At 48.6% G+C, this 12,471-nt stretch carries 9 protein-coding genes and 1 pseudogene; 8 read left to right on the top strand and 2 right to left on the bottom strand.

What is annotated here, in order from left to right; genetic code table 11:
* Window positions 1-411 (top strand): annotated as a pseudogene (locus RB298_RS14475) (extracellular solute-binding protein); the annotation flags it as partial.
* A 141-nt stretch (window positions 412-552) separates the two neighbouring features.
* Here RB298_RS14475 and RB298_RS14470 read toward each other — a convergent pair.
* On the bottom strand, window positions 553-1,461 hold the full coding sequence (locus RB298_RS14470; RefSeq protein ID WP_192571697.1) for a helix-turn-helix transcriptional regulator: 909 nt from the start codon (window positions 1,459-1,461) through the stop codon (window positions 553-555).
* Between the two features lie 98 nt (window positions 1,462-1,559).
* Here RB298_RS14470 and RB298_RS14465 point away from each other — a divergent pair, with 98 nt between their 5' ends.
* Both RB298_RS14465 and RB298_RS14460 read left to right on the top strand, forming a co-directional pair.
* Entirely contained in the window at window positions 1,560-2,024 is a 465-nt protein-coding gene (locus tag RB298_RS14465) for a VOC family protein (protein WP_375119991.1), read from the top strand.
* Window positions 2,025-2,103: 79 nt separating this feature from the next.
* Window positions 2,104-2,673: a YdeI/OmpD-associated family protein gene (locus tag RB298_RS14460; protein ID WP_486047430.1), complete on the top strand. Its 570-nt coding sequence runs from the start codon at window positions 2,104-2,106 to the stop codon at window positions 2,671-2,673.
* Here RB298_RS14460 and RB298_RS14455 read toward each other — a convergent pair.
* The gene (locus tag RB298_RS14455) at window positions 2,603-2,944 is read right to left on the bottom strand and encodes a hypothetical protein (RefSeq protein ID WP_486047429.1); all 342 of its coding nucleotides are present in this window, start codon (window positions 2,942-2,944) and stop codon (window positions 2,603-2,605) included. The genes RB298_RS14460 and RB298_RS14455 overlap by 71 nt on opposite strands.
* Window positions 2,945-3,129: 185 nt before the next feature.
* Here RB298_RS14455 and RB298_RS14450 point away from each other — a divergent pair, with 185 nt between their 5' ends.
* The 5 genes from RB298_RS14450 to RB298_RS14430 all read left to right on the top strand — a co-directional run bounded on the left by RB298_RS14450 (window position 3,130) and on the right by RB298_RS14430 (window position 12,440).
* A complete protein-coding gene (locus RB298_RS14450; protein ID WP_096773953.1) occupies window positions 3,130-3,966 on the top strand; it encodes an isocitrate lyase/PEP mutase family protein in 837 nt (278 codons plus the stop codon).
* A 305-nt stretch (window positions 3,967-4,271) separates the two neighbouring features.
* A complete protein-coding gene (locus RB298_RS14445) occupies window positions 4,272-7,346 on the top strand; it encodes a 3-keto-alpha-glucoside-1,2-lyase-like domain-containing protein (protein WP_486047428.1) in 3,075 nt (1,024 codons plus the stop codon).
* Between the two features lie 190 nt (window positions 7,347-7,536).
* A complete protein-coding gene (locus RB298_RS14440; protein ID WP_486047427.1) occupies window positions 7,537-9,291 on the top strand; it encodes a cache domain-containing sensor histidine kinase in 1,755 nt (584 codons plus the stop codon).
* Window positions 9,278-10,903: a helix-turn-helix domain-containing protein gene (locus RB298_RS14435; protein WP_486047426.1), complete on the top strand. Its 1,626-nt coding sequence runs from the start codon at window positions 9,278-9,280 to the stop codon at window positions 10,901-10,903. The genes RB298_RS14440 and RB298_RS14435 overlap by 14 nt, the downstream gene beginning before the upstream one ends.
* Before the next feature lie 130 nt (window positions 10,904-11,033).
* Window positions 11,034-12,440, top strand: coding sequence for an ABC transporter substrate-binding protein (locus RB298_RS14430; RefSeq protein WP_375119985.1), 1,407 nt, complete (start codon window positions 11,034-11,036; stop codon window positions 12,438-12,440).
* Window positions 12,441-12,471 lie beyond the last annotated feature (31 nt).

The following is a 12,471-nucleotide window of genomic DNA, read 5'->3' as shown; positions in this document are numbered from 1 at the left end:
GGAACCAAACCCGCCACTATACTGCTAGGCGGGGGTCTGTCGATCAACGCTGCGAGCAGTCATCGGAATATCGCCGAAAAACTCGTGGATTTTATGACGGGCGAGGAAGCACAGAAACTGCTGAAACAGTACGGTTGCACCATTCCGGTGTTGCGGTCTGTTGCCGAGGATGACAGCCTGCTGAATCCGGACATTCATCCGCAGCACTATAACCGTTATCTCGAGGTACTGCCGCATGCTTATCCGCTGCATATCCTTAACATGAACCAATCTGAAATATTGACGCTGCTGGATGAACTGAATCTGCTGTGGGCCGGCATGGAAACCCCCGCGGATACGTGCACTCGGATCGAGCAACTCTTCAACTCCCGGCTGGGCTTGAAGGGCGCCGGTACCGGGATGGAGAAATGACGAATCGGTAAAGAAGAGCACCTTCAGGAGAACGAAGCCATGTCGTAAGAGATGGAGACGGTCTTGAAGGTGTTTTTATGTTGGCAGCAAGATGCATCTATCCGTTAGAAATTGCCGACATGTTCATTTGAAAGGACCTTTTCAAGAATATTTATCGACCATTTTAAGCAAATAATTGCGAAACTCCTCCACGTATGATTTCGGTTCTACGATTTCTAGATTTGTACCGAAACTTGCTAAAAATTGAAATCCAATAGGGTTCTGAGGAATTTGGATGGTAGCCAGGTAATACTCAGAACTGTGGCTTTCAATACTCTTTCGACCGTACCTTTCAATAAACTGATCTTTTATGCCGGGCGCAATCAACGCTTTAATGGCGACTAGTTGCGGCTGATAACTGGCAGCGTCTTGTTCTAATGCATAATCTCTCGGGTTAAAGGCTTCTTCATTCATATTGAGATTATCGATCCTGGATAATTTAAATGTTCTATAGCTCTGGCGATGTAAACAGAATCCCTTCAAATACCAACTCGTTTCGCTAAAATGAAGCTGATACGGCTCGACGATTCGATTCGTTATCATGCCATTTTTATCTATATAATCAAATGAAATCAACTTTTTCCCTATGATCGATTCTTGGCATGTCTTCAAGGTTTGAAGAATTTCGGACCGACCCTCCCAATCATAAAATGATAGACGGACCGAACCTTTCAGTGACATGGGGTGAACCATGGCCTCCATTTTTTTAATCGTGATTTCAACTTCCTCGCTAATTAGAATTTGTTCCAATCCGCCGAGCGCAGTCAATATATTTTCTAAGTCGGAGCTGTTTAAAAGTCGCTTATCCACCTTGTATTCGTCCATAATACCGTATCCGCCATGAATTCCATGAACAGAATAGATGGGAATGTTGGATAAACTCAGTGTTTCCATATCGCGAAGAATCGTTCTTTTTGAAACGTTAAATAATTGTGCGAATTCTTTTGTTGAAACAATATCTTTTTTCAGCAGTATCATGATAATGGATATTAATCTCTCAACCTTCTCCATAGCTGTCCCTCTTTTGATACAAATTTTTGAATGGTGACATGCGTCTGTCACCACTAATAAATTATACTTCATTTATCAAAAGAAGGAGGTACAACTTTATGTCAGCTATTGCATATTTGAACTTTGATGGAATCGCCGAAGAAGCGATTGAATTTTATTCGGAGGCTTTACAGGCGAACGAGGTAAAAAAAGTGAAATTCAAGGATTTTCCGCAGGATCCAAACTATCCATTGCCAGACAATGAGCTTAATATGATCATGGAGTCCTCGGTTGAATTTGCAGGCGGAAAAATCATGATGTCGGATATTTTGCCTTCGATGAAGCAGGTAACGGGTGAGTTGGTGAAAGGAAACAACATACTTATTAGTCTAGTCATGGAGGATCAACAAGCATTGGAAGAATACTTTAACCAATTGTCTGTTGGCGGCCATGTTGTGATGCCATTATCCAATACTCCTTGGTCTTCGTGCTTTGGTTTGCTGGTTGATAAATTCGGAGTTGCCTGGAAATTTAATCGTGACGCAGATCGCTTCCTGGACAAAGTCATTTCAAACAAACAGTAACGCATTTTAAAACATGGCCTTCCAAAGAAAGGCCATGTTTTGATACTCTCATTAGAAAGGAGGAGGATGGGTATTAGCTATGAAAATTGAGCATGTCATTCCAGCAAAAACGAGAGAGGATTTAAGGATTTGGCTGCAGAACCATGGCAAGACCGAGAAGTCTTGCTGGGTCTTGGTTAATATGACGCCAACTCCTGATATGTTGTTATATTTGGACGTCGTTGAGGAAGCTTTATGCTTTGGATGGATTGACGGCATTAAAAAGAAAATGTCCGAAACCGAGCTGGCCCAGAGACTGTCTCCTAGAAGTAAAAAAAGCTCCTGGACCGAATTGAATAAAGAACGTGTCCGCCGCCTCGAAAAGTTGGGCTTCATGAGTGACGAAGGCAGAAGAGTTCTTCCTGACATGGATCCCGGTTCTTTCAGAATAGATGGGATGATAGAACAAAGGCTAAAGGAGGAAAAACTAGTATTTGAGAATTTCGTGGCATTTCCGGATCTTTATAAAAGAGTTCGGATTGATACAATACAAAGCTATAAGAATCAGCCGGAATTTTTCAAGAGCAGATTAGACAAATTCATATCCAACACAAGAGAAAACAAAATGTACGGTCAATGGAACGATCATGGCCGTCTGCTAGATTATTAATATTTTCTTCCAAACTGAGCATTTCAAATTCATTCCATTTAAAATCAGTATCGGAGCGATTATTGTATTCATCCTCGCAAAGAAACCAGGTCTTCTCATCAGGTGTGATGCATCGTTTTACAACACTTAAAAATTCCAAATAATCATTAGGGATTTCCTTATATCTTGATAACAAGCTCCCAGCTAAATGTAACTGATGATCCTGATTTGTGGTTATCGTCCAACCGTTGTCTTCAGCCCAAATCATAAATTCATTTATTTTGTCATTCATGGTCCACCTTCTCCCAACGTATTCACTCCAATTTCTTATAGGCTCTGATTATTATTCTAGTCAGACTTTTCCATATCCTTCTGAAACTCAAAGTGCATTCCATATTTCGATGAGTATCGAATAGAACTCGGTTTATACTATATACAAAAGTACGCCAGTCGATAATAGATGGGGAGAGGTATGGTATGGACATGACAAAACAGCTTGAAAAGCTTACCGCCTTTAAAAAGCTTCACTCTAATTTCTTTATTTTGCCCAATGCATGGGATGCTGCAAGCGCGAAAACTTTCGAGAAGTGCGGCTTCAAGGCCATTGGCACGACAAGTGCCGGCATAGCGGTTTCCCAAGGGTACGCGGATCGGAATATGCCCTTCGACAGGATGCTGGATACGGTCCGCAGGATCGTGCAAACCGTGGATATTCCGGTTACCGTGGATATGGAAGACGGGTATGGACAGACGCCTGATGAAGCCGCAGAATCGGTTAAGCAGGTGATCAAGGCAGGCGCGACGGGGATTAACATTGAAGACAGCAGCATGGATCGACAAGCGCCGCTGCATGATATTTTGCTCCAGCAGAACAAATTAGCCGTGATCCGAGGGCTGGGGAATGCCATGGGGTATCCTCTCTTTATCAATGCACGTATCGATGCTTACTGGATCAAGTCTATGCCGCCTGCAGGGAGGCTTGAAGAGACGATCAAACGGGCCTATGCCTACCAGGAAGCCGGGGCAGATTGTATTTTTGTCCCCGGAATCCAGGAAATCTCCGACATCCAAACACTGCGCCATGAAATAAGCTGTCCGATAAATGTATTGGCCGGGCCGGGAATGCCTTCTGCAAATGAACTTGAAGCGCTAGGGATTCAGCGTATCAGCACCGGCTCAGGACCTTTTCGCGCCGCAATATCCCTTCTGCATCGCATGGGCCATGAAATTTTGGAGGAGGGAACTTTTGAGCACATGACTTTAGGAGTCCTTTCTTACGACGATTTATCGGAAAATAGCAATCAACGGAGATAGCGTCTGCGCAGATCCTCATTCCCGCAACGCTATGCTGCCGGTGAATTGGTGGCGATGGAGAACAGTTAAAATGTATCCCTGGAGAGTGGGCTTGCCCCACTCCTTTTTTTATGGGCAGGGATTATAATCCATCGTGACAGTGAAAAGTTTGGATGGAGGGGGGAGTGAACGTCAGAAAGCGGGCTGCTTGCTTCCGATAAAATGTTAGCGCCTTCACAAAAAACCAAGCAAGAATACAACCGGGAGAACAGAAGCTGCGGTGCCTTATTATCGTGTGGCAGATGAATAATCTTGAGGAGGTATTTATGCTTACCATTACAAGAAAAGCAGTTAGTTTGTTGGTCGTGCTTGCCGTAATGATCACAGGATTCTCACCCCGAACTGCGGACGCTGTAGAAATCGATAGCTATTCAATTTCTTCAATGGATATGACGGATGCCGCTGATCCGGCATCTTTGGCACAGACCGCCGCTGCTCCGGCCACGATACAAAATTACCCGATGCCATCCATCTATACCGCATCCAGCGTGTTTTCGTTGAAAGCGAATAACGAAGCGATTCCTGTAATCAGTTATCTGGCTGATTATGATTATGCTCAATTTTCCTTTTCCGGCACGGTCCGTATCGAAGTTACCAACAATGTGCCGATTACATCATACTCCATCAGTCCTCAGGCTAAAAATATCGAAGGCACGGTCAACGGGAACAAGCTAACGTTCTATCTTTCATCCTCTACCTATGTCATCGTGAAAATCAATGACCAGAGGAAGAAGATTGTTATCGCAGCAGATCCCTTGGAGACGGATATTCCCCCGTCCACAGGTGCCGGGATTTATAATGTGACGCAGTCGCCATACCACGCGGATAACACGGGTACAACGCTGGCATCGGGTGCGATTCAGCAGGCGATCGATGACGCCCATCAAGCCGGCGGCGGCGTTGTATTCATTCCGGCCGGTGTTTATAAGAGCGGGAACCTGACATTAAAAAGCAACGTAACCTTTTACCTGGCCGGCGGCGCCGTCATTGTCGGCACGGGCAAGGGGGAAGACTACGTGATTGATTTTCGCAAGGGTTCACGAAACGCGGATGGAACGTATTTTATTCGTACTGCCGTAGATTCCACCAATATTACGATACGGGGACGGGGAACCATTGATGGAAAAGGCATTGCGATGCGAGAGCGAAAGATGCCGGCACCGAATAAGAATGAAGGGTTCCTCAATAACCTGCTCGTTCCGATCGCAACATCTAATTTTACTTTTGACGGTCTAATATTGCGGGATGGCGGTTTTTGGTCGTTTATGGTGGTACGTTCCGACAATGTGACCATAAACAATCTTAAGGGATTCCAGGATTTATACAAAATCGAGAATGACGTTATCGATATCAATGAGAGTCAGAACGTGCTTGTTCAACATTCGATTGCCATCTCGGATGATGACACGTATTCCACTAAAACCTGGCTGCAGACGGGGATGTCCAAAGACTGGCCGGGCGAGCTTGAACATTTGGAGAATGTGGTCTTTGATGACGCTTTTGCATGGACAAGATGCGCGGCTTTCAAGATTGGCATGGGTGTAGCCCAGCCGCAAATCGGCGTAACCATCCGAAATTCGTATGTGTATCAAAGCGCCCGAGCATTGCTTATTGATCATGGATACCAACTGAATACCCTCCCGGAGGAAGGTTACGCCCAAAATATTACGTTTGAAAATATCGACATCGAACGCGTCGGCATCAATCAATTCGGGAACTATTGGCTTGGAGTGTCCACCAGCACTTCCGGCGATGTAAGCAATGTTGTAGTCAAGAACATCCATGTTCGCGAGACCGGCACCCAGAAATCCAGAATTTCCGGGAATGCCACGAAAGGCGGAAGGGTTAACGGCGTCACGTTCACGGATGTTTATGTTGGAGGCAAGCTTGCAACAAACCTGGACGACTTGAATGTTACCGTTAATAACAATGTATATGGTATCGTTTTTGCCAATTCCAAGCCGCCGCTATTCAGCGACAATTTCGAAGACGGAAATACGGCGGGGTGGACGTCGATGTCCGGCGGCTGGATCGTCCCGACAGTCGGCACGAATCACGTGCTGTCCAGCGGGAATCAGACAACCACCTCCCTGATTACCGCTAATAGCGGGGGTTCATGGACGGATTACGTTTATGAAGCCAGATTAAGAATGCCCATCACCAATGCCAACGCGGGCATGGTCTTCAGGGTGCAGGATGCAAACAATTATTATATGTATCGCATTCATTCATCGAATCAACAGCTGGAGTTGTTCAAATCCGTAAATGGACAGCTGACGCTAGTAAACAGTACGCCGTTCACGGCCATTGAGAAACAGTGGTATAAGGTTAAGGCGGTTATGCAAGGGAACACGATTTCCTGTTACGTGGATGGAGAATTAAAGATGGAATGGACCAATCCTGTAACCGAATTGACGGCTGGGGGGATCGGATTCCGGACCACCTCGGCGGGCGTCCATTTTGACGATGCCGTGGTTAGTCTCCTCAATAAAGCGCCTGAGGAGATTGCCCTTTCACACAACAGTGTTATTGAAAACACGACGGCGGGAGGCATGGTCGGAAGCTTTTCCACCAGCGACCCTGATGCGGAAGAAACATTTGCTTATATGCTGATAGCAGGGGCAGGGGATGTGGACAACGACAGCTTCACCATTTCGGACAATAAGTTGTTTCTAGCCGTAACGCCTGATTACGAAGCCAAGGATAGCTACAGCATCCGGGTCAGGAGTACAGACTCAGGCGGACTGTATGTTGAGAAGACCTTTACGATCCATGTCATGGACGTGAATGAACCTCCCGTGAATCCGGATCCTACGGTCATCCGATTCAGCGACGATTTCGAAGATGGAAATGCCGGAGGATGGACGTCTGTTTCAGGTTCCTGGGATGTAACAACTGACGGCACAAAAGCCTTGATTCAGAATCAAGCTGCTGCTGCAGTCATTGCTGCTGGCGATTCGTGGACGGATTATACGTATGAAGCCAAAGCGAAAATGCCCATCACCAATGCCAACGCAGGCATTCTCTTTAGGGTACAGGATGCGGGTAATTTCTATATGTTCCGAATCCATTCCGCAGCCCAAAAGCTGGAGTTGTACAAATCCGTGGACAACGTCATGACTCTTGTATCCAGTACCCCGTTTACAGCTCAGGCGAACCAGTGGTATACGATGAAGGCTTCCATTGATGGGAACACAATAAAAGGTTATGTGGATGGAGAATTAAAAGTGGAATGGACCAATCCCGAGACGGAATTGACTGCAGGAAAAATAGGATTTCGGACCACTTCGGCAGGCGTCGCTTTTGATGATGCCGTGGTACTGGCATCTGGTCCGATCTAACTAGTACGGCATCCCGTACCATGTCAATAAGAGCCGATCCACAGGTCGAACATCGTTAATGGGATCATACGAAGGAGCTGCCCCTAAAGCCGTGAATGGCTGCTCGGGACAGCTTCGTTTTTTTGCATTGTCGTACAGGGGATGCAGTGACATAATCAAAGAATAGAATTTAACGGAAGGCGTGAAAAGCTTGGAGTATCTCCGCAGGCAATCGTTCCGCAACAAACTCAAGGTCGCTTTTCTGGCTGTCATCGTGCTTTCTGTCCTGATGACCGGAGGATTGTCTTATTATATCTCGGCTGCCACGCTGGAAAAGAATGCGCTGAAGCTCACGCAGGACACGGTGGTCAGGTCAGCACAGATCGTGGATGAGAAGCTGAATAAACTGATGCTGATTATGATGACGTTTATGATCAGCCAGCCTTTCTACGACATGCTGAAGGATGCCGCCTCCGGGGATGCCAGCAGATATTACACGCATCTGAACGATCTTGATAACGTTTTCTCGCAGGCGCGGATTGCCGAGCCGCTTATCCAATCGATCTACGTATTTACGCCGATCGGCGAATTTTATCCTTCGTCCATGAACCGCAATCGGCTCACCGCATTCGAGGACACCGTGCTGTATTCGCGCATCGAACAGGAGAAAAAGAATCTGTGGGTGGAGGGGCATGAGGACATGCTATTCTCCGGCAAGGAACGCGTCATTTCGCTTATTCTGGAGCCGATCTTTGACACGCCGGTCAGCGGTGTCTATATTGTCGTGAATATCCGTGAGGACGGCTTCCGCAAGCTGGTGCAGGGAAACACCGCGGAAGGAGCGTCCAGCTTCTTGCTGAACGCTGATGGAGATACGGTTTACCCCGTGAAGGAACCGCTGGTCAGGCAAGCGGTGGAGACGGGAGATTTGAGCGGCATGATGAACCGCTCGGAGGGAAGTCAGCCTTTTGATCTGGACGGCCAAACCTATCTGCTTAATTATGCCCGTCTCGGCATAGCGGATTGGACGATGACCACCATCCGTTCCCGGGCCGACGTGCTCCATGACATGGTATACGTCAAATGGCTGATCGCCGGGGTTACGCTGGCAGCTTTTACCGTCACCACGTTGATTTCGGGCGCATTTTCACGCTATTTGCTAAAGCCGCTGCAAGGGCTTCTGAAGGTGATGAAGCGGGTCGAGAACAACGATCTGACCGCCCGTTTTGAGAGCGGCAGCGGAGATGAACTGGCTCAAGTGGGATTTCGGTTTAACCGGATGCTGGAACAGATTGTGGTGTTGATTGATGAGGTTACGGAAGCGCAGACGCATAAGCGAACTGCTGAGATCAAGGCGCTGTCGGCGCAGATGGACCCGCATTTTCTGTACAACACGCTCAATACCATCTACTGGAAATTGAAATTGAAGCAGATCGAACCGTCGCAGCAAATGGTCATGTCGCTCTCCCGCCTGTTCCAACTCGGGCTGAACAATGGTCAGGAAATTACGACAATGTCGAAAGAGCTGGAGCATGTGCGCCAGTATTTGGAACTGCAGTTAAGCTGCTATGAAGACTTATTCTCTTATGAGATCCATGTACGCGAACCGGAGGTGTCATCGATTTCGATTCCACGCATCATTTTGCAGCCGCTGGTCGAAAACAGCATTTTGCACGGTTTTCGCGACCTGAAGAACGGCGGCCTAATCGTAATCGAAATTAGCGGGGATGAGAAACGCTGGACGATTGCCGTACGCGATAACGGCAGGGGCATGGATGAGGCCCAAGTGCGCGCACTCTTTTGGCTGGAATCGAAAAAGGGATATGCGGTGTCTAATTTGATCCGGCGGCTCCGGCTCTATTATGGGGACGGTGCGGAATTTCACGTAGACAGTGCGCCGGAACGCGGAACCGAAATACGGATTTCTTTACCCAAGAAAGGGGAGCATTTGGATGAGCAATCCTGAAGCGATCAGTCTTTGCATTATCGACGATATTAAGAGCGTGGTGGACGGGTTGACCGCCATGAACTGGGAAGAGCAAGGGATTCGGGTCGCAGGTGTATCGAGCAATGGAGAAGAGGGGCTGAAGCTGATCAGAGGGTTGTGTCCAGATCTGGTTATTACCGATATCCGGATGCCGATCATGGACGGGTTGAGCATGCTGCGTTTGGTTCTGGAAGAGAATCCCGGCTGCAAGGTCATTCTGATCAGCGGCTATGCCGACTTTGAATATGCGCAGCAGGCGGTGCAGCTCGGGGCATTTGATTTTGTGGTGAAGCCCTTCACAGAAGAAGAGATGATGTCGGCTGTGCTGCGAGCCAAAGCAGAGGTTATGGAAGAGAGGTCCAAACGGATAAGTTTGTGGGAAATGGAGAATAAGCTTCGCGAGAGCATGCCGGCGCTGCGGCAGGAATACTTTGGGCTGCTCGTAAGTCACCGCACATCATGGGAAGAGGCATCGGAACGGTGGGATTTTCTGAATATTGAATTGGAGCCGCACGGCTTCGTCGTGATGCTGATTGAAATTGATCGTTTCCGGGAGCAAGTTGCCGAGCAGTCCGTGAAGGAGATGGAGCTGATCCGGTTCTCGCTGTTGAATATTATGCAGGAGACGCTTGCCCATTATGCGCACAGCGTTCTTTTCCGTGCCCGTCATGATCAGTACCTGGCCGTACTGAACGATTCAGGACCGTCCAATCCGATCGAAATTGCCGAGCAGTGCTGCCGGAATATTGAACGTTACACCAAGTTTACGATCTCGGTCGGGGTCGGCGGCAGAGCGGAGGAGATCAGCGGGCTCCCGGATTCTTATCGCCAGGCTCTTCGGGCGCTCTCCCATCACTTATTCACTGAAGGCAATGCCGCCATTATGTATGACGATATCCATCAGAGCGGAAGCCAGGAGCCGCTGGCACTGGAGTACAAGGACGAGCTCCTGCTGGCCCTTCGTTCCGGGAATGCTGTCCGGACGGACGCGGTTCTGTCCGCGATTTCGGAAGCGCTGCAGAAACGGATCTCCCGGCAAAGTCCGGATTATCTCCTCAGCCTGTACGATGAGCTGGCCGCTTCAGCGATCCGCACGCTTTACGAAATGGTTTCATATTCGGAGATACAGCCGATGATTCAGAAATTCAGAACGGTACAAGGGACGGCGGGGCTGCCGCTGGCCTCTTTGCAGCGTCAACTGCATGCCTTGTGCACGGAGGGAGCCGAGCTGGTTCGCCGAAACAGCGTATCCGAAGGGCAGAAGGTTATTTATCATGCCATAGGCTATATCAAGGGCCGCTTGTCCGAGGATATTACCGTTGGCGAATGTGCAGCGCATGTGCATCTAAGCGCGAGCTATTTTTCCAGCTTATTCAAGCAAGTGACCGGGATGACGGTCACGCAGTTTATCACCTCGGAACGCATTCACAAAGCGAGACAGCTGCTGGTAGAGGGAGCGCAGGTGCAGGAGGTGGCTGCGGCGGTAGGGTATGAGGAGCGCAGATATTTCAGCGAGATGTTCAAGAAGATCACCGGCCAGACACCGTCCGAATTCAGGGCGGGCTATCACATGGACCGGCCGGAGGCGTGAGGCGAGTGCTGCAGGAGACCATAGAATTCTATCCCTTGAGAGTGAATTTGCCTCACTCCTTTTCCGAGAACGGGATTCTATAATAAAAAACGAGCTCACAATACAAACGTTAATCAAAGGGGTAGAATGTATGCGAAAAAAATGGTTAAGCCTCGGCTTGAGCCTCATTCTGGCCGCCGGGATCGCAGGCTGCGGCGGGAGCGACAACAACAATGGCAATGGCGGTACGACGAATGGCAAGCCTGACGGCGGAACGGCAGCACCATCAACCGAGACGGGCCAACCCGTACAGCTTAAATACTGGACTGACGACCGTCATGACCAGGAGTATATCAAGGAATTAATCAACAAGTTCAACGAAACTAACGGCGATAACATCCAGGTGGAATTGACCGTCATGTCAGAGAATTACGCGCAAAGCGTCGACATTGCATTTTCCAGCAACCAAGCGCCGGATGTACTGCGTCTCAAGAGCGCCAATACATCCGGATTCGTCAAAAAAGGGTATCTCGCGCCGATTGACGAGTATTTTACCGATGACTTGAAAGCGAAGTTCGGCAGCCTGCTGATCGACGATGTCAACCGTTTTGACGGCAAGGTGTACTCGCTCGCCAATACCGGCCTCACCATGCGCCTAGTCTACAACAAGGATCTTTTTGCCAAAGCGGGCATCGAGAATCCTCCGAAGTCGCTGCAGGAAATGGTGGAGGATGCCAAGAAAATTACCGAAGTCGGCAAAGCCGAGGGCATCTATGGTTTTGCGCTGAACTTCAAAAATCCGAAGCAAGCATTTGACCGTTCCGTCCGGGAGATTCTTTCCTTGAGCGGTTATCAGGGACTTGGCTTTGATCTGAAAACAGGCCAATTCGATTTCGAGCCTTACTCGCAGGTCATTGAATATTTCAAGCAAATGCATAAAGACGGAAGCATTCTGCCTGGAGCGGAAGCGCTGGATATCGACCCGCTGCGCGCCCAGTTCGCCGCAGGCAAAATCGGGATGTATCTTTCCTTCTCAACGGAGCCGGGGGTGTACATGGATCAATTCCCGACCGAAATCAACTGGGGGGGCGCGTTGGCTCCAACGCTGGACGGTGAGATCAAGGGAACTTCCGAAATCGTGTCCGCCGGAACGTGGCTCGGCATCAGCGCCCAATCGGCCAATAAGGAAGCGGCTTGGAAATTCATGCAGTATATGTACGGCGATGAGGTTCTGAAGACCTATCATGAAAAAGGCTTCGGTATTGCCATTGTGCCAAGCATTGTAGAACAGGCTAAAGATCCGGAGATCAATGGCATGGAAGGCTTCCTGGTCGGGGAACATGACTCGCTCTGGCCTGCTTCGCCAAACGTTACTCCGGAGGGTTCCACCTATGCTGACGCTTTCTTCAAATATATCCTTACCGATGAAGACCTGAAAGCGATTACGGAGGATTTAAACACAAGATACAACGCCGCATTGTCCAAGGCGGTGGAGAAAGGCGAGGTCACTGTAACGCCGATCCCTGCCTTTGATCCAACGAAACCGCAGGGAGAATAACAGGCAAGGATGGGGCTGCCGCACACTTTTT

The organism is Priestia sp. BR_2 (genome assembly GCF_041954005.1).
Lineage (GTDB): Bacteria > Bacillota > Bacilli > Paenibacillales > Paenibacillaceae > Paenibacillus_AQ > Paenibacillus_AQ lautus_A.
This window is presented reverse-complemented; position numbering and strand designations above follow the sequence as displayed.

Excerpts from the sequence above, each read along its gene's own strand:
- RB298_RS14470 (WP_192571697.1), bottom strand. The coding sequence starts at position 1,461 with ATGGAGAAGGTTGAGAGATTAATATCCATTATCATGATACTGCTGAAA.
- RB298_RS14465 (WP_375119991.1), top strand. The coding sequence starts at position 1,560 with ATGTCAGCTATTGCATATTTGAACTTTGATGGAATCGCCGAAGAAGCG.
- RB298_RS14460 (WP_486047430.1), top strand. The coding sequence starts at position 2,104 with ATGAAAATTGAGCATGTCATTCCAGCAAAAACGAGAGAGGATTTAAGG.
- RB298_RS14455 (WP_486047429.1), bottom strand. The coding sequence starts at position 2,944 with ATGAATGACAAAATAAATGAATTTATGATTTGGGCTGAAGACAACGGT.
- RB298_RS14450 (WP_096773953.1), top strand. The coding sequence starts at position 3,130 with ATGGACATGACAAAACAGCTTGAAAAGCTTACCGCCTTTAAAAAGCTT.
- RB298_RS14445 (WP_486047428.1), top strand. The coding sequence starts at position 4,272 with ATGCTTACCATTACAAGAAAAGCAGTTAGTTTGTTGGTCGTGCTTGCC.
- RB298_RS14435 (WP_486047426.1), top strand. The coding sequence starts at position 9,278 with ATGAGCAATCCTGAAGCGATCAGTCTTTGCATTATCGACGATATTAAG.
- RB298_RS14430 (WP_375119985.1), top strand. The coding sequence starts at position 11,034 with ATGCGAAAAAAATGGTTAAGCCTCGGCTTGAGCCTCATTCTGGCCGCC.